Source organism: Bacillus sp. 7884-1, from assembly GCF_002272245.1.
Lineage (GTDB): Bacteria > Bacillota > Bacilli > Bacillales > Cytobacillaceae > Neobacillus.
The window spans coordinates 70,446-90,251 of sequence record NZ_NPDD01000056.1 but is presented as its reverse complement, the minus strand read 5'-3'; the positions used below and the strand labels follow the sequence as shown (position 1 = coordinate 90,251).

The window sequence follows — 19,806 nt, the reverse complement described above, 5'->3', positions numbered from 1 at the left end:
CAAATCAACAGCCCAGTTTAAGACAGCCAAATAAATAAATATTTCTTATGATAAATAATATAGCTATATTCTACAGAAAATGCTTTTAGTTTTCCACCATTAATGTGGTATAATACTTTAGTTGTTAATGGGAAACTATAAATAGCTTAAAATTTTTTTAAATAGAAGTAGGAGTGAAGCACTTGAAATTAAGAGAAGATATTCGCAATATAGCAATTATCGCACACGTTGACCACGGGAAAACGACTTTGGTTGACCAATTATTAAAGCAGTCAGGAACATTTCGTACAAATGAGCACGTTGAGGAACGTGCAATGGATTCAAATGATTTGGAAAGAGAACGTGGAATAACGATTCTCGCTAAAAACACAGCGATACAATATAAAGATAAACGAATCAATATTTTGGATACACCGGGACATGCCGATTTTGGCGGCGAGGTTGAACGTATCATGAAAATGGTTGATGGTGTTTTACTAGTCGTGGATGCCTATGAAGGAACAATGCCACAAACACGCTTCGTATTAAAAAAGGCGTTAGAACAAAATCTGACTCCAATTGTTGTCGTTAATAAAATTGACCGTGACTTTGCTCGTCCTTTGGAAGTAATTGATGAGGTTATTGATTTATTTATTGAACTTGGTGCAAATGAAGATCAGCTTGAGTTCCCGGTCATTTTTGCTTCTGCCATTAATGGTACTGCCAGCACAAATCATGAAAAACAGGATGAAAACATGCAATGTTTGTATGATTCTATTGTTGAACACATTCCTGCACCAATTGACAATCGCGAGGAGCCATTACAATTCCAAGTTGCTCTTCTTGACTATAATGATTATGTAGGAAGAATTGGGATTGGGCGAGTTTTCCGCGGTACAATGCATGTTGGCCAACAAGTTTCATTAATGAAAATAGACGGTACAGTTAAACAATTCCGTGTAACAAAAATCTTTGGTTTCTTTGGACTAAAACGTCAGGAAATTCAAGAAGCAGTAGCGGGAGACTTAATTGCTGTTTCTGGTATGGAAGATATTAACGTGGGCGAAACCGTTTGTCCGGTTGAGCACCAAGAAGCATTACCAATTCTAAGAATTGATGAACCAACATTACAGATGACTTTTGTTGTTAATAACAGCCCATTTGCAGGCAGAGAAGGTAAGTATCTGACTTCAAGAAAAATCGAAGAAAGACTACTCGCTCAGCTGCAAACAGATGTAAGCTTACGTGTTGAAAATACAGATTCGCCAGATGCCTGGATTGTATCAGGTCGTGGTGAGCTTCATTTATCCATTTTAATCGAAAACATGCGCCGTGAAGGGTATGAGCTACAAGTTTCTAAACCTGAAGTTATTGTAAAAGTAATTGATGGTGTTCGTAGTGAGCCGATTGAAAGAGTACAAATTGATGTACCAGAAGAGCATACAGGTTCTGTAATGGAATCAATTGGTGCCCGTAAAGGCGAAATGATTGATATGATTAATAACGGATCAGGTCAAGTACGCTTAATCTTTAATGTTCCAGCACGTGGATTAATTGGTTATACAACAGAGTTCTTAACTATGACACGCGGGTATGGAATTATTAATCACACATTTGACAGCTACCAGCCGATGGTTCAAGGTCAAGTTGGTGGAAGACGTCAAGGTGTACTAGTATCCATGGAGTCTGGAAAAGCTTCGACATATGGTATTATGGGAGTTGAAGACCGTGGTACAATCTTCGTTGAACCAGGAACTGAAATTTACGAAGGTATGATTGTTGGAGAACACACGCGTGAAAATGATATTACTGTTAATATCACAAAAGTGAAACAAGCAACAAATATTCGTTCTGCAAACAAGGATCAAACATCGGTTATTAAGAAACCAAGACTAATGACACTTGAAGAGTCATTAGAATACCTAAACGATGATGAATACTGTGAAGTTACACCTGAATCCATTCGTTTACGTAAAAAAATTCTAGATAAAAATGAACGTGAAAGAATGGCTAAAAAGAAAAAGGTTGCAGAATTAAGTTAATTTCTCTTCGGGGGAGGTAATAGGCGTGAACGTAGCGGACCGGCTTTCTTTTTTTCCAGCCCTCTTTAACGTAACTGAACAACCAAAATTGGGAATGTGGCTGCTTTATTTTACAATTGTAGCTCTCTCAATTTTGGTTTATAAACTTGGCTTTGCACAGAAGCAGAAGCTGCCGTTAATAAAATCAATATTGATTTATATCTTTTTAGCTGCAGGGTGTACGATTCTTACAGCACTCGGAATCTTTTTACCAATAACAGAAGGGCTTGTTGTAGCAGCTTTGATTTTAATCATTTACAAAATTCGCTTACATCAGTCGAAAAAACAGCAGGTTGAGGCAAAGTAACGGGGGATTAAACATGAGATCGGTACAGGATGCACTCTATAATTGGCTTTCGATAAAGGTTGTATGCGACGCTCGTCCTGAGGATACTGCAGCAAGAGAAACGTTAGACCTTTTTGATGAAATTATTAAGAGTGAACAACATTTATCAAACATTGAAGTGACAACTGATGATGTGATGTATTATGTCACTTATATTCATGAGGGTGAATCGAAGAAGACGAGATTTCCTCGTGAACTTATCGAAGTAATGCTTAAGCAAATTAACCAAGAGCCTGATAAATATTGCAACTTCCCGTTTGAAAATGAATAAAAAAAACATGCCAATTCCATAACGGAATTGGCATGTTTTTTACCAATCATCCTTCTCAGACTGTGCTCGATAAAATCTAAAATTACCTGTATCAATTCTTGCTTTTGTTTTATCAGAGATTCTACTACTACAGTCTTGACACATATATGTATGGATAGGACGATTTCGAAGACGTTTAGCTACAAATGATTCATCTTCAATCGATTCAATTTTGTCGCAGATTACGCATTTTACTCTCATAAAGCACCTCAGGAGTCCATTCTAGTCTTGCTTTTCTTATACTATAGTATATCATGCAAAGATGATATCAAGTAAATCAATTGTGATTAAGTTGCTGAAAAAAACAGATAATAGTACTATGAGAATGTCTGTCTTTTTGTAAGGAATTGAATGAAGGGGTTGTAAGTATGCCGAATCAAGTAGAACCAAGACTCATTAAGCCATTATATGATGAGCTGCAGAAAGAAAGGTTTGTAACATTAGCAACGGTAGATTATGAAACAGGTGGTCCAAATGTTAACGCAATATCTTGGATTTTAGCAAAAGATGAAGAAACCATTTATTTTGCAGTAGATAATAAATCTAGAATTATTCAAAATATCACACAAAATAATAAAGTGGTTATCAATTTAATTGCTAATGAATCTACATATTCTATACAAGGTGAAGCATCATTGAAAGAAGAACGGCTCCAGGACGTTCCTTTAAAGCTTGCGTTGATTGAAATTCAGATTCATGAGGTTAGGGATGTCATGTTTTATGGTTCCCAAATTGTTACAGAGCCACAGTATGACAAAACATATGATAAAAACGCAGCTGCTCGGTTAGATACCCAGGTAATGGAAGCAATGAGAAAAGCTTAGTCGATGACTAAGCTTTTCTATTTATAACCTTTTATTTATAATGTTTGGATTCTTCTTGCTGTTTATCCTCTAAACTTTTCTTCTCGTTCTCCTGCAGCTTTTTCTTTGGTTCTTCTGGAGCATTTTTAGGATTAGGGTCAATTATATCTCCAGGGATTTCAGGCATTAGTCTGCCTGCCACGTCGGCAAGCTCTTCCATTATACCTTGTATGGGTCTTCCTTTTTCGATATCTGCGGCAATTTCTTTCAGACGCTGATTGGTATCTGCATCAGCCACTACGATTGCACGTGCACCATAAGGGTCTTCCTTCAAGCTTTCTGCAACAGAATATTTTATTGAGCCCACTTGAGACCGTTCAATCTTTGAATTTACATCGATACCAACAATGGCATATCTGCCAATGACAACTGCGGTTGCATCATGAACATTTGGAATACTAGTGGCAAGTTCAACTAATCGTTTGGAAACCTCCTGACCCGTTTTCCGGTCTACATCTTCTATATAACTGTTTTTAACGTTAACCAATGATTGCTTTTCATTATTTTGCGCATTGTTGCTATTGTTGTTACAAGCAGCTAGGACCAAAACTAAAGTGGTAAATATGAAAAGCTTCTTCATGATAAAATCCACCTCCAGATAGAGTTGTATAACCGATTCACTTGTGTTCTCTGGAATTTCGTTATACTCAACTTACATTTATTGTGCGGAAATCCTTCTATCTTTATTCGAACAAACATATATTTTACCAAAGTCCTATCTAGCAATAGGTTTGTAATGAACGGATTAACAAACCAATCAACTAGAAAAAGTGGAGGCGTCGCTTTGAGTAAAATATACGTGTTAGATACAAACGTCTTATTACAGGACCCGTATTCCATATTCTCATTCGAAGATAATGAAGTAGTCATTCCTGCAGTTGTCCTTGAAGAAGTGGACTCAAAGAAAAGGTACATGGATGAAATAGGGAGAAATGCCCGTCATGTATCAAGATTAATTGATGAATTACGAGCAGCGGGTAAGCTTCATGAAAAAATCCCTCTTGAAAATGGTGGAACAATTAGAATTGAACTTAATCATCGTGCTTTTCATGAATTACAAGAAATTTTTGTAGAAAAAACAAATGACAATCGAATTCTCGCAGTTGCAAAAAATTTATCAACAGAAGAACAGCAAAAGGAAAATGGAAAGCCAGTAATACTGGTGAGTAAAGATACATTAGTCAGGGTAAAGGCAGACGCTATTGGATTAACTGCTGAAGACTTTTTAAGTGACAGGGTGGTCGAAATTGACCATATTTACACAGGTTTTTTGGAAGTTTTTTTATCTGTAGAATTGCTGGGTTCCTTTTATGAAAAAGGGGAATTACTTTTATCGGAAATTGGAAAATATTCATTTTATCCAAATCAATACTTAATCATGAAAGACGCACTAGGAGGTTCCGCGTCAGCGTTAGGGATGGTCGATAAAACAAGAAAAAAGGTAAAGAAACTTGCTATTAATCAAGAACATGTATGGGGAATTCACCCTAGAAATGTGCAGCAAACGATGGCAATCGAGCTGCTGCTTCGTAAGGATATCCCACTTATTACCTTAATCGGAAAAGCAGGGACAGGTAAAACCTTGCTGGCGCTGGCATCTGGACTAATGCAGACAGAGGACTTTAGAGAATTTAAAAAGCTATTAGTAGCTAGACCGATTGTACCGGTAGGTAAGGATCTAGGGTATTTGCCCGGTGAAAAACAAGAAAAACTTAGACCATGGATGCAGCCGATATTTGATAATCTTGAATACCTTTTTAATACTAAAAAGCCAGGAGAATTGGATGCAATCCTTGCAGGAATGGGTTCGATAGAGGTAGAAGCTCTAACCTATATCAGGGGAAGAAGTCTGCCAAAGCAATTTATTATTATTGATGAAGCCCAAAATTTAACAAAACATGAAGTGAAAACAATCTTAACGCGTGTGGGTGAGGGCAGCAAGATTGTTTTAATGGGTGATCCTGAACAAATAGACCATCCATATCTTGACGCCTACAATAATGGTCTAACCTATGTCGTGGAACGTTTTAAAGACCAGGTTATTTCCGGACATGTTAAGCTGTTAAAAGGGGAACGATCAGGATTAGCCAGGCTGGCAGCCGATTTGCTGTAGCCGAAGAGACATATGAATGTTAATCGCAAAAAACGGGTACCAAATTGGCACCCGTTGTTTACTATTTAATAATAAACTCTCTTATGTTTTTTATCGGGTCTAATAGGTTGGAACCATCACCGAAATAAACATGGACAGGTCCATCTTCTGAAAGTGGTTTACCACCATTTGAAAAACCTAATATTAAATCCTTTGCCTTATCAAGAGATATCTCATGTTCTGATGCTGTAGTTTTTATGGTTAAAGCGACGGCATCTTCAACAAGTTCTGCATTTTTTAAAAAAGGCAGGATAGGTATACCAAAACTACCTGTTAATACCTTTTCCTTCTCATATTTCTTCTCCGTTTTTAATGTTGGCGGATAGACAGCACCCTCCATGATTTCTCTGTCCCAATGTTTTGATACCGATTTAGTGTACTCCTCAAGTTCATTTTTATTTTCAAAGGATGTAGAGAAGTATGTAGTCAAATCCACCTTTCGATCATCAAATATCCAAACTGTGGGATCGAGAGTAATTGTGTATTTTACCTTTCCGGATAGTACGATTATATTTTCCATCTTTCATTCCTCCAGTTCATTTCTATTAAAGTATAGCGTGAAATAGAATGAATGTCATATAAGGAATATGAAGGAATATGAAGGAACTATATGCCCCTCGAGGTTATTGTTCTTGCATTTTTCTGTGGTAAAAGGTAAAATTTATAGATAAGTTGGGTTATCGCTCTGAAATGGGGGGATCAATGTTGGCGTCTGAAATGATAGTGAATCATCAGGAAAAAGCCTATGCCTTGTTACAGGCAGACGCTGAAAAAATATTAAAGCTAATTAAGGTGCAAATGGAAAATCTCACGATGCCTCAATGCCCTCTTTATGAAGAGGTATTGGATACGCAAATGTTTGGTTTATCGAGAGAGATAGAATTTGCGGTAAGATTAGGCTTAATTGAAGTTAAGGATGGCAAAGCGATTCTAGATAAATTAGAAAGAGAATTATCTGCGCTTCATGAAGCATCCCTTAGAAAATAGCTGAAAAACTCAAACAATGGTGATGTGTTGTTTGAGTTTTTTATTAACCTTTTATTTTTTCAGAATATTCCTATTCAAAAGATTGAAGTAATGTAACTTTTCCTCAACTAATTCGTTCCATTTTCTATTATAATAGCAATAACGACAATTTTAAAAACGAGGAAGTTATAACATGTTTAAAAAAATATTGAAATCCTATGATTATTCACTAATTATCGCAATCATCCTTTTATCTTTATTTGGATTAGTAATGGTTTATAGTGCCAGCATGGCCTCAAGCGTCCAAAGGTATGAAGTTCCTAGTGACCATTTTTACACCAAGCAAAGACTATTTTTACTAGGGGCAGCTGTGGTATTTATTTTTACTGCATTGTTTCCTTATAAAATAATGAAAAGCACAAAATTTCTAGTACCTATGGTTGGTCTTTCTGTATTTGGGCTTTTGGGGCTTTTTATTTTTGGACATGTTGCTGGGAATGCTCAGAGTTGGTTTAAAATCGGTCCATTAAGCCTGCAGCCAGCAGAGTTTGTAAAAATATTTGTCATAATTTACTTGTCTGCAGTGTATGCAAAAAAGCAGGCATATATAAATAAATTTAATCACGGAGTTCTGCCTCCCTTAGCATATCTTGTTATTGTCTGTGGTTTAATTGCTTTGCAGCCTGACTTTGGAACTGCGATGATCATTGGTTTAATCGCAGGTACAATTATTATTTCATCTGGAATGAACTTTAAAAATATAACAAAGTTAATTTTACTTGGGCTTATCTTAGCATCTCCATTCCTTATTGCCTTAAAGGGTGAAATATTTTCTGAGAAACGAATGGAGCGATTTACGGTTTTAAGTAATCCGTTTGAGGATGAATTGGATGCAGGTTTTCACCTAGCGAATTCATACATTGCAATTGGTTCGGGAGGGATAAATGGTTTAGGTTTAGGTAAAAGTGTGCAAAAACTTGGCTATTTACCAGAATCCCATACTGACTTCATAATGGCGGTAATTGCGGAGGAACTGGGTATTTGGGGAGTAAGCTTTGTAGTACTTACGCTGGCATTTATTGTTTTAAGAGGTATATATATTGGGTTGCGGTGTAAAGATCCATTTGGAAGTTTATTAGCAATAGGGATTTCAAGTATGATTGGAATTCAATCGTTCATAAACCTAGCTGGTGTTTCAGGTGTTATACCGCTTACAGGTGTCCCACTGCCGTTTATAAGCTATGGCGGTTCTTCACTGCTGCAATTAGCAATTGCTTCTGGCATTCTAGTAAATGTTTCTATGTTTGTTAAATATGAAAATAAATATAAACAACAGCACCAAGAAAAAAATAGTAATCATCAAGATGGAAATGTATATCAATTTAGAACATAGCGCGGGGAGAAGAGTGTTCCCTGCGCTTTTATTCAAAATGAGATAAGGGGTGCCAAAATTGACAGGACAAATTAATAAAGTGTTAGTTGCGAACAGAGGAGAAATTGCAATTCGGGTTTTTAGGGCTTGTACTGAATTAAATATCAAAACCGTAGCAATTTATTCTAGGGAAGATACTGGAGCCTATCATCGTTATAAAGCAGATGAGGCCTACTTAGTTGGTGAAGGAAAGAAACCTATCGATGCCTACCTAGACATTGATGGAATCATTGAAATTGCTAAGTTTAGCGGAGCAAATGCTATTCATCCAGGATATGGATTTTTATCAGAGAATATTCACTTTGCAAGACGTTGTGAGGATGAAGGAATTATTTTTATTGGACCAACATCAAGCCATCTTGATATGTTCGGTGATAAAGTCAAAGCTAGGAAACAAGCTGAACTTGCTGGGATACCCGTAATTCCAGGCAGTGATGGTCCTGTCGATACCATCGAAGAAGTGAAGGAGTTTACCTTCTATCATGGTTATCCGATTATTATTAAAGCGGCCCTTGGCGGTGGCGGACGTGGTATGCGGATTGTTAGGAACCAAGAGGAAATGCAAGAAGCATTTGACCGTGCTAAATCAGAAGCCAAAGCAGCATTTGGAAGTGACGAAGTTTACCTGGAAAAATTAATCGAGAAACCAAAACATATTGAGGTACAAATATTTGGGGATAAAAAGGGTAACATTGTCCATTTGTATGACCGGGATTGTTCTGTACAGCGCCGTCATCAAAAAGTAGTAGAAGTAGCCCCAAGTGTATCAATATCCGATTCATTACGTGAGAAAATTTGTGCAGCCGCAGTTAAGTTAATGAAGAATGTAGCTTATCTAAATGCAGGGACAGTAGAATTTCTTGTTTCTGGTAAGGACTTTTATTTCATAGAAGTAAATCCAAGGATTCAGGTTGAACATACGGTAACTGAAATGGTAACAGGAATTGATATTGTACATACGCAAATCTTAGTGGCGGAAGGTCAGGATTTACACAGTCCAATAGTCGGGATTCCTCCACAAGAAGAGATTCGGATTAACGGTTTTGCTATCCAGTCACGTGTTACAACAGAAGACCCGCTTAATAATTTTATGCCTGATACCGGAAAAATTATGGCTTATCGCTCTGGAGGAGGATTTGGTGTTCGTCTTGATGCTGGAAACGGTTATCAAGGTGCTGTCATCACACCCTATTATGATTCTTTGCTTGTGAAGCTTTCTACATGGGCATTAACCTTCGAACAAGCAGCCTCTAAAATGGTTCGGAATCTTAGAGAGTTTAGAATTCGGGGAATAAAAACCAATATCCCTTTTCTTGAGAATGTTGTAAGACATGAGAATTTTAGAAGAGGGGAATATGATACTTCATTTATCGATTCAACTCCGGAGTTATTCGTATTTCCTGCTAGTAAGGACCGTGGAACCAAAATGCTATCGTATATTGGAAACGTTACGGTCAATGGTTTCCCGGGTATTGAAAAAAAGAAAAGACCCGTGTTTTCGAAACCGCGAGTGCCTAAATTAAAATATGATTTTCCTTACCAGGACGGAACAAAACAAATTCTAGACCAAAATGGTGCAGAAGGTCTTGTACAGTGGATAAAGAATCAAGATAAAGTATTGTTAACGGATACTACCTTCAGAGATGCACATCAGTCGTTATTGGCAACAAGGGTAAGAACTACGGACATTTTGCATATTGCTGAGCCGACAGCAAAGCTTATACCGAACCTATTTTCACTTGAGATGTGGGGAGGAGCAACTTTTGATGTAGCTTACCGCTTCTTAAAAGAAGACCCATGGGAAAGATTGCGTGTTCTTCGTGAAAAAATTCCAAATGTTCTGTTTCAAATGTTAATCCGCGGTTCCAACGCAGTGGGATATAAAAATTATCCTGACAATCTTATCAAAGAATTTGTAAGAAAGTCAGCGGAAGAAGGGATTGACGTATTCAGAGTTTTTGACAGCTTAAACTGGGTTCCAGGAATGGAAATCGCTATTGAGGCTGTCAGGGATAGTGGGAAAATCGCTGAAGCGGCAATTTGTTATACGGGCGATATTCTAGATCCAACAAGAGTAAAATATGATCTAAACTATTATAAAGTACTAGCAAAAGAACTTGAGAATCAAGGGGCACATATATTAGGGATAAAGGATATGGCAGGCTTGCTAAAACCCGAAGCAGCCTATCGACTTATTTCTGAATTAAAAGCAACAATAGATATTCCAATCCATCTTCATACTCATGATACGAGCGGAAATGGTATTTTCACCTATGCTCGTGCTATAGACGGTGGAGTAGATATTGTGGATACAGCCCTAAGTACGATGGCTGGGCTAACTTCACAGCCAAGTGCAAATTCTCTTTATTACGCATTAGAAGGTAAGGATAGGAAACCAAATGTAAATATTAATGCCCTTGAACAGCTTTCCTATTATTGGGAGGATGTTAGAAAATATTATCATGATTTTGAAAGTGGAATGGTTGCACCACATTCAGAGGTGTACCAGCATGAGATGCCAGGGGGACAATACAGTAATTTACAACAGCAAGCAAAGGGTGTGGGGCTTGGCGATCAGTGGGATGAAGTCAAGCAAATGTACACTCGGGTCAATCACATGTTTGGGGATATCGTAAAAGTTACGCCATCTTCTAAAGTTGTCGGGGATATGGCACTCTTTATGGTACAAAATAATTTATCAGAAGCTGATGTCCTTAATAATGGGGACTCTATTGACTTCCCGGATTCTGTAGTTGAATTGTTCCAGGGGTATCTCGGTCAGCCGCATCAAGGATTCCCGGAAAAACTGCGGAACGTAATATTAAAAGGGAAAAAACCTTTGGAGGTTCGTCCTGGTGAGTTACTGCCTGAGGTTGATTTTTCAGAATTAAAGGAAGAGTTAGCTAAGGAGCTGGGCCGTACAATTTCAGATATTGATTTGATTTCCTATGCGCTCTATCCAAAAGTTTATAAAGAGTATTTGAATACGGTTGACTTATATGGGAATATTTCGTTTCTAGATACACCTACTTTCCTTTATGGCCTTCGGCTTGGGGAAGAAATTGAAGTAGAGATTGAAACAGGAAAAACACTTATTGTTAAACTTGTCTCAATTGGTCAGCCGCAGGCGGATGGTACACGTGTCGTTTATTTTGAACTAAATGGTCAGCCGCGTGAGGTTAATATTAAAGATGAAAGTATCAAAGCAGCAGTAATAACTAGATTAAAAGCCAATCCTAAAAATGAGACACATATTTCGGCCACAATGCCTGGAACTGTTGTCAAAGTATTAGTGGAAAAAGGGGAACGGGTGGAACGAGGAGACCATCTCATAATCACTGAGGCAATGAAGATGGAAACAACCGTTCAAGCTCCTTTTTCAGGAGTAATAAAAGAAATTTATGTAAAAAATGATGAAGCCATTCAAACAGGAGATTTACTACTTGAATTGGATAAATAGTCATAAAAAAGTTGCCAAGTATAAAACCTGGCAACTTTTTTTATTGTTTTTTTCGAGATCTGGATAGCAAAAAGAGAAAATAGCTTAGTACCCCAAATAAACAGGTTATAAATAAAGCATGCATTAAAGCAATGAAAAGATTTAGCTGTGTAAAAATTACAAAAGCTCCGGATAATACCTGGAGGGATACTAAAGTAAACGCACTAATCCAACCCCAATAGATAACTTTTTGCTGACGATAATTTTTTACTGCTAAATAAGTAACATATCCAATCCAAATAAAGATGAGACCTGCCGCCGCACGATGTCCCATCTGCACCCATTCAAATAGGTTAGTTGGAAGGGCTGGGCTGTCATTGACACATAATGGCCAATCACGGCAAACCAAACTTGATTTGGTATGGCGAACTAAGGCCCCAGTATAAATGACAAAATAGCTATAAATGGAAATAGAGATAATGTGAAAACCCATTCTTCTATCGATAACGAGCTTATCTACATCAAACTTTTTATCGATTTCAAAGATTAATAAAGTAAGCAATAATACTGCGGCAAAAGAAATAAGTGATATACCAAAGTGCAATGCGAGGATAAAGTCAGATTGTTCCCATATTACAGCTGCTGCCCCAATTAATCCTTGCAATAGTAAAAAGAAAAAAGAAAGAAAGGATAGGAATTTTGTTTCCCTAATATGCCCGATTACTTTCCAAGTCCAAATGGATAATATGAGTACCATAAAACCGACCGCACCAGATACTAGTCTGTGAGCAAGTTCGATAACTAATTCAGCAGTTATCTCCGTTGGCACAAACTCCCCATTACATAATGGCCAAGATCTTCCGCACCCCATACCGGATTCTGTTTTTGTAACAAGTGCGCCCCCAAGTAAAACTAATATCATTCCAATAGTAGTTGCCACAGCAAGCCACTTTAAAGAACGTCGCAAACAATCACCTTCTTAAATAAAAGTCTAAAAATTTTGTTCAATATTTTGTAAGTATAATGATTTGGGATATCTAACGATAAAAGCACTACCTTATCATAACGAAAACATAGGAAAAAGAACAGAATTAAAACTGAAATTTTTGCATAACTTTTATTAAAATTAAGATTGCATATACCTTCTAGTTATCACTATTATTATAGTGATAACTATTGCTAAATAGATAAGGGTCTGATAGAAATAAAAAGATAGGTTAAATTAATCTTATATATAACAACATTAATATTTGCTTTTGTTGTCTATAACACAAAGAAATTGTTTGGATTTCACTTAAATTAGAGTGTGTTTTATTATCTAAAAATTCTATTATATAGTATAATGGGTATTAAATACCGACGGACACAATTTAGACAAAAATTATTCAAAAAAAATTCACAAAAATACACTAAAGTGTGATTTAATATACAGAGAAAGTGTTCCTTAAATAACAATATTATAAAATAATAATAGCTTTTAAATAACTATTGTAATTTGGTAAAGTTATCTATCGGGATTATAATAATAATTACAACATACTTAGGAGGGGGAAAGATGCCAAATTCAAAGGCATACGGTGAAGCAACGATAGAAAATGGCTCAACGGGTCTTAATTCTCATATGGCAAAATCCACTATGTGGAAAGATTTTATGGCACTTATAAAGATTGGGATTGTAAATTCAAATCTTATAACAACATTTACTGGCATATGGCTGGCTCTACATTTTAGTGGTCAAAGTTTTCTAAGTAACATAGATATAGTTTTATTTACCGTTATTGGTTCCTCCCTCATTATTGCGGGTTCATGCTCCATAAATAATTTCATTGATCGTGACATTGACCCTTTAATGGAAAGAACAAAATCAAGACCTACGGTTACGGGGAAAATAGTTCCTTCGAAGGTGCTTGGATTGGGTATTTTCTTAATTGTTCTAGGAACAATTTTTCTATTGTTTACTACCGTAACTGCAACAGTGATTGGACTGCTTGGAGTTTTTAGTTATGTTGTGCTGTACTCATTATGGTCAAAGCGTCAATTAGTATCAAATACAATCATAGGCAGTATTTCTGGTGCTGTACCACCACTAATTGGCTGGGCTGCAATTGATGGAAATCTTGATATGATGGCATGGGCTCTGTTCATTATTATGTTTATTTGGCAGCCGCCCCATTTTTATGCATTAGCGATGAGGCGTGTAGAAGAATATAGAGCTGCGGGAATCCCAATGCTTCCAGTAGTAAAGGGATTTAAAACAACTAAGAAACATATCTTAATATGGGTAGCCGCATTACTGCCAACACCTTTATTACTTACTTCATTAGGAATCCCATTTCTAATTTTGGCAACCGTGTTAAATATCGGTTGGCTTGTGTTAGGGATTTATGGATATAAGATCAAAGATGATATTAAGTGGGCAAAATTAATGTTTGTGTACTCATTGCAATATTTAACAATTATTTTTGTTGCAATGGTCATTGTTACATTAGTTTAGCTGGGATGTTCTTTCTTAATAATGGGGATTATAAGTATCCCTAAGGTTATTACTAAAATATCGGAGGCAGTTATACTTTCTTGTGTCTCCGTGTTTCTTTTAACGTTAAGAAGAACAATACTACATACATGTTTGATCACAGATAAGTAAAGAAATCATTTATCGAAAGAGGGGTATGATTTAGCTATGAAAAGGCTTGCAAAATGGCGTTTGATCTCGATATTGGCGATTCTTTCGCTTATCCTTTCAGGATGTGGCGAACCGTTCCTATCGACTTTAAGGCCAGCTGGTGAAGTTGCAGACATTCAATATGATCTGATGAAACTAAGTACATTGATTATGGTAGGGGTTATCGTAGTTGTAATGGTAATCTTCTTAATCGTCATGTTTAAGTTCAGACGGAAAGATGAAAAGATTCCAAAACAAGTAGAAGGAAGTCACAAACTAGAAATTATTTGGACAGTTATACCAATTTTATTACTATTACTTTTAGCAGTTCCAACGGTTTCTGCTACATTTAAATTAGCAGATGTTTCACCAATGGATAAGAAAGATTCAGATGCGCTTGTCATCAATGTCCGTTCCAATTTATATTGGTGGGAATTTGAATATCCTGGTCAAGGAATTGTTACTGGTCAAGATTTAGTGGTTCCAACGGATGAGAAGGTATATTTTAATTTAATATCTTCTGATGTTAAACACTCTTTCTGGGTACCAGCGGTAGGTGGAAAGCTCGATACGAATACTGAGAATGTTAATAAATTTTGGTTAGAGTTTGATAGCGCTAAGGCTAAAGAAGCAGGGGATTTATTTTATGGCAAGTGTGCAGAGCTTTGTGGACCATCACATGCGTTAATGGATTTTAAAGTTAAAACCATGAGCCGTGATGACTTTGATAACTGGGTTGCAGATATGAAAGACGTTGAAGAACCAAAATTAGCAGAAACTGAAAGTGCTCAACGTGGTCAAGAAATCTTTAATAAAAGTTGTATAGGCTGTCATGCTGTTACACCTGCAAATGGTACACCACCGGAAGCAAGACGTGCTCCAAATTTAACAAACTTTGGCGAACGTTCTCGTATAGCAGGAGTATTGGATCACAGTGAAGAAGACTTAAAAAAGTGGCTTACAGATCCTGAAAAATACAAGCCAGGTAACTTAATGACAGGTAGTTATGATCTAACAGAAGAACAGATTAATGATGTAACAGAATATTTAATGGGATTAAAAGTTCAGGAATAATAGAGGAATTGGAAGAAAGGGAGGTAAAATTGTGAGTACCTACGCACAAAAAAAAGGATTTGGCGCAACTTTATGGGATTTTTTAACGACTGTTGACCATAAAAAAATCGCAATCCTATATCTTATTGCAGGTGGATTCTTCTTTGTAGTAGGCGGAATAGAGGCAGTATTTATCCGCATCCAGCTAGCAGTACCTAACAATGATTTTGTTAGTGCAGGATTATTTAATGAAATTATAACCATGCATGGAACAACGATGATATTCCTTGCAGCAATGCCGCTTGTTTTTGCTTTTATGAATGCGGTAATGCCTTTACAAATTGGTGCTCGTGATGTTGCATTTCCGTTTGTTAATGCATTAGGATTTTGGTTATTCTTCTTCGGAGGAGTATTTTTAAACCTTTCATGGTTTTTTGACGGAGCACCTGACGCAGGATGGACATCATATGCTTCATTGGCAATGGCCTCTAAAGGTCACGGTGTTGATTTCTACGTATTAGGATTACAGATATCTGGTATAGGTACATTAATAGGCGGTATTAATTTCCTAGTAACGATTATTAACATGCGTGCACCTGGAATGACTTATATGAGAATGCCGTTGTTTACATGGACAACTTTTGTCACTTCAGCACTTATCTTATTTGCATTTCCACCATTAACTGTAGGTTTAGTATTGATGATGTTTGACCGTATGTTTGGATCGAATTTCTTTGTTACAACAATGGGTGGTAACACTGTTATCTGGGAGCATCTATTCTGGATTTTTGGACACCCAGAAGTTTACATTTTGGTACTTCCGGCTTTCGGGATTTTTTCGGAAATATTCCCAATTTTTTCAAGAAAACGTTTATTTGGATATTCATCAATGGTTTTTGCTACTGTATTAATTGGCTTCTTAGGATTCATGGTTTGGGCACATCATATGTTTACAACAGGTTTAGGACCTGTTGCCAATGCGATTTTCGCTGTTGCTACAATGGCTATTGGTGTTCCAACTGGTATTAAAATTTTCAACTGGCTTTTAACCATTTGGGGAGGTAGTGTTAAATTTACAACTCCAATGCATTGGGCCTTGGCATTTATTCCTTCGTTTCTTGCCGGTGGGGTAACCGGAGTAATGTTAGCAGCAGCAGCAGCGGACTATCAGTACCACGATACTTATTTCGTTGTGGCACATTTCCACTACGTTATTGTTGGCGGTGTTGTCTTTGCAATCTTTGCTGGTACCCACCTATATTGGCCAAAAATGTTTGGAACGATGTTAAATGAAACATTAGGAAAGATTACTTTCTGGCTGTTTTTCATAGGTTTCCATATGACATTCTTTATTCAGCACTTCCTAGGTCTATGGGGAATGCCGCGCCGTGTATTCACATACCTGCCGGGCCAAGGATTTGAACTTTCAAACTTAATTAGTTCACTGGGTGCAGTATTTATGTCATTAGGTGTGCTTGTTCTTTTATACAATATCATCATGACATCAGTGAAAAATGTACGCGTTGGCAATGATCCATGGGGAGACGGAAGAACTCTTGAGTGGGCAATACCATCACCGCCTCCATTCTATAACTTTAAACAGCTTCCACTTGTTCGTGGTTTAGACGCTTACTGGTTAGAAAAGATGGAAGGCAAAAAAGGAATGACTCCTGCAGAGCCGTTAGGTGATATTCATATGCCTAATTCATCAATCCTGCCATTTGTAATTGCTTTCGGTTTATTCGTTGCAGCATTTGGTGCATTGTTTAACATGGATGATAAAGCATGGTCAGTACCAGTTCTTATTATTGGTTTATTGATCACCTTTGGAGCTATGTTCTTACGTTCTGTGAAGGATGACCATGGTTTCCATATTCATAAAGAAGAATTGATTGATGACGAGGATAAGGGGGTTAAGGCATAATGCACGCAGAAGATAAATTAACGTATGAAACATGGCCTGCTGAGCCCGAAAAATCAACCCTTGAAGCAAAAAATAAATTTTTAGGTTTTTGGTTCTTCCTTGGTGGAGAGACTGTGCTATTCGCCTCTCTCTTCGCTACCTATCTTGCTTTAAAGGATAAAGTGCCTGATACAACACATACATTAGCAAAAGATTTATATGACTTGCCATTGACATTTGTTGCGACAATGCTGTTATTAACGAGCTCTTTAACAAGTGTTTATGCGATGTATCACATGAAAAACTTTAATGCTAAAAAAATGAATCTTTGGTTAATCCTAACCCTATTATTAGGACTTGGATTCCTTGGATTAGAGATCTATGAATTTACTCATTATGTTCATGAGTATCATCATACATTTACAAGTAGTGCATTTGGTTCTGCATTTTACACATTAGTTGGTTTCCATGGGGGGCACGTTGCATTCGGTCTTTTATGGATCACTACGTTAATTGTTCGTAATGCTAAACGTGGCTTGGATTTATATAATGCTCCTAAATTTTACGTAGCCAGCCTATATTGGCATTTCATTGACGTAGTTTGGGTATTCATCTTCACAGTAGTTTATTTAATGGGAATGGTGGGATAAACTGATGGCAAATTCACAATTAAATTCAGGGAACCCAAAAGTTGACATTGAATATCGTCGCAAAAAAAGCGCTGAAGAAATGAGACATCAAGTTGTATCATTTGCTTTGATGATTTTCTTAACGTTAATTGCTTTTGCAGTAGTAGCTGCTAAAGGATTTTCGGCTTGGTTTATCGTGCCGTTTATTCTTTTACTAGCGATTGTTCAAGTTATTTTTCAGCTTTATTATTTCATGCATATGAGTCATAAAGGACATGAGGCACCATCATTGTTTCTTTATTCAGGATTGCTAGTTGGTTTAGTGACAGTGTTAGCTTTCTCAACAATTATTTGGTGGTAAACAGTAGAGAAAATCGGCGTATGCCGATTTTCTTTTTATAGGAACTTGTTTCATTTCTTTGCGTCCTTGGTTTAATACCGTATATAATAAAATTATGATTTCATTACTATTTAGAGGTGATATGCGGTGCTTACATTAGATATTTTTGGCTTTAAAGCACTTTGGAGCCCGTACTTTCTATTAAGTCTGCTTGCAATAACTGCAGTATACTTTTTAATTACAATTAAATTCCGCAGCAAGTTTGTTGATAGTGAACCACTAACAAAGAAACAAGCTGGGTTGTTTTTGCTCTCGATTTCACTAATCTATGCTATTAAAGGATCTCCATTAGATTTAATGGCTCATTTAATGTTTTACGTCCATATGATTTCAATGGCAGTCTTAGTGCTGGTCATACCTCCAATATTTATTTTTGGTATTCCGGTTTGGATATGGAGAAAGCTTTTCAAAGTAAGGCTGATTAATTCTTTGTTTCGGTTTTTCACAAAACCACTAATAGCCTTAATCATTTTTAATGGATTGTTTTCTTTTTATCATATACCAATGATTTTTGACCGTGTTATGCAAAACTTCTGGTTCCATGCTGGCTACTCAGCTCTTCTTTTTGTCGTTGCGATATTCATGTGGTGGCCGCTAAATAACCCTGTTCCAGAACATCAAAGATTAAGCGGATTAAAAAAGGTTGGTTACATCTTTGCGGACGGTATCTTAATTACTCCAGCATGTGCCTTAATCATTTTTGCACCAGGATCCATCTATGCAACTTATTCTGATCCCGAAGTATGGGCACAGGTAATGAGTCTTTGTGTTGGACCAGCAACATTTGCAGGTTTGAGCATTAGTGGTCCAGAGTTATTTAGTTCAATGTCATTATTACATGATCAACAGCTCGGTGGAGTTTTAATGAAGATTATTCAAGAAATTGTTTATGGTGTTATCTTAGGACATGTATTCTTTGAATGGTACAGAAAGGATAATGCTGACTCTGAAAATGAGCTGAATCAGCCGACTCTAAAGCCTTCGCTTATCGAATAAATCTCCCAATTGACTGGGAGATTTTCTTTTTATTGAAAAAAACGGATAACTAAACTAAAATTATTGTAGAAAATATAAAAAAGTGAGGCTAATTCCATGGATTCCCTACCAATATTACCAACGATTAGTACCAGCTTTATCGTTTTAAGTGCTATTACAGTAGCAATTGGCTGGTGGCAAATTAAACAAAGGAAAATAGAGGCACATAAAAAGACCATGTTTACAGCTGCAATATTTGCACTTATTTTCTTTATCATTTATGCATCAAGAACGATTTTTATTGGAAATACTGCCTTTGGCGGTCCAGATAATCTAAAAATCTATTACACGATTTTTTTAATTTTTCATATCTTTTTAGCGACTACCGGAGCAGTTTTTGGAATTGTGACACTTTATACAGGTTATAAAAATAACCTTACCAAACACCGAAAGCTTGGTCCGATTACAAGTGTCATCTGGTTTTTTACAGCTATCACAGGTGTTGCCGTATACTTATTACTTTATATTTTTTACACCGGAGGAGAGACAACCTCGACGATAAAAGCAATATTAGGAATATAAAAGTGCCTGCAATGGCACTTTTTCTATTATTAAA

19 protein-coding genes are annotated in these 19,806 nt (G+C 36.7%); 15 read left to right on the top strand and 4 right to left on the bottom strand.

Annotation, left to right across the window (positions count from 1 at the left end):
• Positions 1 to 182: 182 nt before the first annotated feature.
• Genes typA through CHI06_RS07440 form a run of 3 tightly spaced genes read left to right on the top strand, consistent with a single transcriptional unit; the run spans position 183 to position 2,677 of the window.
• On the top strand, positions 183 to 2,021 hold the full coding sequence (typA, locus tag CHI06_RS07450) for a translational GTPase TypA (protein WP_095247793.1): 1,839 nt from the start codon (positions 183 to 185) through the stop codon (positions 2,019 to 2,021).
• Positions 2,022 to 2,046: 25 nt separating this feature from the next.
• On the top strand, positions 2,047 to 2,367 hold the full coding sequence (locus CHI06_RS07445; RefSeq protein ID WP_095247792.1) for a YlaH-like family protein: 321 nt from the start codon (positions 2,047 to 2,049) through the stop codon (positions 2,365 to 2,367).
• A 13-nt stretch (positions 2,368 to 2,380) separates the two neighbouring features.
• Positions 2,381 to 2,677 carry a hypothetical protein gene (locus CHI06_RS07440; RefSeq protein ID WP_095247791.1) on the top strand — a complete coding sequence of 99 codons (297 nt, stop codon included), beginning with the start codon at positions 2,381 to 2,383 and terminating at the stop codon, positions 2,675 to 2,677.
• 39 nt (positions 2,678 to 2,716) lie between these two features.
• On the opposite strand, the gene CHI06_RS07435 is transcribed toward CHI06_RS07440, so the two are convergent.
• A complete protein-coding gene (locus CHI06_RS07435; RefSeq protein ID WP_095247790.1) occupies positions 2,717 to 2,917 on the bottom strand; it encodes a YlaI family protein in 201 nt (66 codons plus the stop codon).
• A gap of 167 nt (positions 2,918 to 3,084) precedes the next feature.
• Between CHI06_RS07435 and CHI06_RS07430 the strand changes: the two genes are divergently transcribed.
• Complete coding sequence (locus tag CHI06_RS07430; RefSeq protein WP_095247789.1) at positions 3,085 to 3,540, top strand: pyridoxamine 5'-phosphate oxidase family protein; 456 nt, start codon at positions 3,085 to 3,087, stop codon at positions 3,538 to 3,540.
• Positions 3,541 to 3,571: 31 nt separating this feature from the next.
• Here the strand turns inward: CHI06_RS07430 and CHI06_RS07425 are convergent, their stop codons facing one another.
• The gene (locus CHI06_RS07425) at positions 3,572 to 4,159 is read right to left on the bottom strand and encodes a YhcN/YlaJ family sporulation lipoprotein (RefSeq protein ID WP_095247788.1); all 588 of its coding nucleotides are present in this window, start codon (positions 4,157 to 4,159) and stop codon (positions 3,572 to 3,574) included.
• Positions 4,160 to 4,363: 204 nt separating this feature from the next.
• Here CHI06_RS07425 and CHI06_RS07420 point away from each other — a divergent pair, with 204 nt between their 5' ends.
• Positions 4,364 to 5,692 (top strand): PhoH family protein, encoded by a 1,329-nt coding sequence (locus CHI06_RS07420; RefSeq protein ID WP_095247787.1) that lies wholly within the window; start codon positions 4,364 to 4,366, stop codon positions 5,690 to 5,692.
• 61 nt (positions 5,693 to 5,753) lie between these two features.
• Here CHI06_RS07420 and CHI06_RS07415 read toward each other — a convergent pair whose 3' ends face one another.
• Complete coding sequence (locus CHI06_RS07415; RefSeq protein WP_095247786.1) at positions 5,754 to 6,251, bottom strand: hypothetical protein; 498 nt, start codon at positions 6,249 to 6,251, stop codon at positions 5,754 to 5,756.
• Between the two features lie 185 nt (positions 6,252 to 6,436).
• Here CHI06_RS07415 and CHI06_RS07410 point away from each other — a divergent pair, with 185 nt between their 5' ends.
• The 3 genes from CHI06_RS07410 (at position 6,437) to pyc (ending at position 11,589) form a co-directional block, all read left to right on the top strand.
• Positions 6,437 to 6,718 carry a YlaN family protein gene (locus tag CHI06_RS07410; RefSeq protein WP_095247795.1) on the top strand — a complete coding sequence of 94 codons (282 nt, stop codon included), beginning with the start codon at positions 6,437 to 6,439 and terminating at the stop codon, positions 6,716 to 6,718.
• A gap of 172 nt (positions 6,719 to 6,890) precedes the next feature.
• The gene (locus tag CHI06_RS07405; RefSeq protein WP_095247785.1) at positions 6,891 to 8,090 is read left to right on the top strand and encodes an FtsW/RodA/SpoVE family cell cycle protein; all 1,200 of its coding nucleotides are present in this window, start codon (positions 6,891 to 6,893) and stop codon (positions 8,088 to 8,090) included.
• Between the two features lie 58 nt (positions 8,091 to 8,148).
• The gene (gene pyc / locus CHI06_RS07400) at positions 8,149 to 11,589 is read left to right on the top strand and encodes a pyruvate carboxylase (RefSeq protein WP_095247784.1); all 3,441 of its coding nucleotides are present in this window, start codon (positions 8,149 to 8,151) and stop codon (positions 11,587 to 11,589) included.
• A 40-nt stretch (positions 11,590 to 11,629) separates the two neighbouring features.
• On the opposite strand, the gene CHI06_RS07395 is transcribed toward pyc, so the two are convergent.
• A complete protein-coding gene (locus CHI06_RS07395; RefSeq protein ID WP_095247783.1) occupies positions 11,630 to 12,535 on the bottom strand; it encodes a COX15/CtaA family protein in 906 nt (301 codons plus the stop codon).
• A gap of 588 nt (positions 12,536 to 13,123) precedes the next feature.
• On the opposite strand from CHI06_RS07395, the gene cyoE reads away from it, so the two are divergent.
• The 7 genes from cyoE to CHI06_RS07360 all read left to right on the top strand — a co-directional run bounded on the left by cyoE (position 13,124) and on the right by CHI06_RS07360 (position 19,772).
• A complete protein-coding gene (cyoE, locus tag CHI06_RS07390) occupies positions 13,124 to 14,062 on the top strand; it encodes a heme o synthase (protein ID WP_095247782.1) in 939 nt (312 codons plus the stop codon).
• 186 nt (positions 14,063 to 14,248) lie between these two features.
• Positions 14,249 to 15,304, top strand: a complete 1,056-nt coding sequence (coxB, locus tag CHI06_RS07385) for a cytochrome c oxidase subunit II (RefSeq protein WP_095247781.1) — start codon at positions 14,249 to 14,251, stop codon at positions 15,302 to 15,304.
• A 31-nt stretch (positions 15,305 to 15,335) separates the two neighbouring features.
• Positions 15,336 to 17,207: a cytochrome c oxidase subunit I gene (gene ctaD, locus CHI06_RS07380; protein ID WP_095247780.1), complete on the top strand. Its 1,872-nt coding sequence runs from the start codon at positions 15,336 to 15,338 to the stop codon at positions 17,205 to 17,207.
• Positions 17,207 to 17,836 (top strand): cytochrome c oxidase subunit 3, encoded by a 630-nt coding sequence (locus CHI06_RS07375; protein ID WP_095247779.1) that lies wholly within the window; start codon positions 17,207 to 17,209, stop codon positions 17,834 to 17,836. The genes ctaD and CHI06_RS07375 overlap by 1 nt, the downstream gene beginning before the upstream one ends.
• Before the next feature lie 4 nt (positions 17,837 to 17,840).
• Complete coding sequence (gene ctaF / locus CHI06_RS07370; protein WP_095247778.1) at positions 17,841 to 18,176, top strand: cytochrome c oxidase subunit IVB; 336 nt, start codon at positions 17,841 to 17,843, stop codon at positions 18,174 to 18,176.
• 126 nt (positions 18,177 to 18,302) lie between these two features.
• Entirely contained in the window at positions 18,303 to 19,211 is a 909-nt protein-coding gene (ctaG, locus tag CHI06_RS07365; RefSeq protein ID WP_095247777.1) for a cytochrome c oxidase assembly factor CtaG, read from the top strand.
• Positions 19,212 to 19,307: 96 nt separating this feature from the next.
• Entirely contained in the window at positions 19,308 to 19,772 is a 465-nt protein-coding gene (locus tag CHI06_RS07360) for a DUF420 domain-containing protein (RefSeq protein WP_095247776.1), read from the top strand.
• Positions 19,773 to 19,806 lie beyond the last annotated feature (34 nt).

Bases quoted from the DNA above. Each gene is read 5' to 3' on its own strand.
- CHI06_RS07440 (WP_095247791.1), top strand. From the start codon at position 2,381: ATGAGATCGGTACAGGATGCACTCTATAATTGGCTTTCGATAAAGGTT.
- CHI06_RS07435 (WP_095247790.1), bottom strand. From the start codon at position 2,917: ATGAGAGTAAAATGCGTAATCTGCGACAAAATTGAATCGATTGAAGAT.
- CHI06_RS07430 (WP_095247789.1), top strand. From the start codon at position 3,085: ATGCCGAATCAAGTAGAACCAAGACTCATTAAGCCATTATATGATGAG.
- CHI06_RS07425 (WP_095247788.1), bottom strand. From the start codon at position 4,159: ATGAAGAAGCTTTTCATATTTACCACTTTAGTTTTGGTCCTAGCTGCT.
- CHI06_RS07415 (WP_095247786.1), bottom strand. From the start codon at position 6,251: ATGGAAAATATAATCGTACTATCCGGAAAGGTAAAATACACAATTACT.
- CHI06_RS07405 (WP_095247785.1), top strand. From the start codon at position 6,891: ATGTTTAAAAAAATATTGAAATCCTATGATTATTCACTAATTATCGCA.
- cyoE (WP_095247782.1), top strand. From the start codon at position 13,124: ATGCCAAATTCAAAGGCATACGGTGAAGCAACGATAGAAAATGGCTCA.
- coxB (WP_095247781.1), top strand. From the start codon at position 14,249: ATGAAAAGGCTTGCAAAATGGCGTTTGATCTCGATATTGGCGATTCTT.
- CHI06_RS07375 (WP_095247779.1), top strand. From the start codon at position 17,207: ATGCACGCAGAAGATAAATTAACGTATGAAACATGGCCTGCTGAGCCC.
- ctaF (WP_095247778.1), top strand. From the start codon at position 17,841: ATGGCAAATTCACAATTAAATTCAGGGAACCCAAAAGTTGACATTGAA.
- CHI06_RS07360 (WP_095247776.1), top strand. From the start codon at position 19,308: ATGGATTCCCTACCAATATTACCAACGATTAGTACCAGCTTTATCGTT.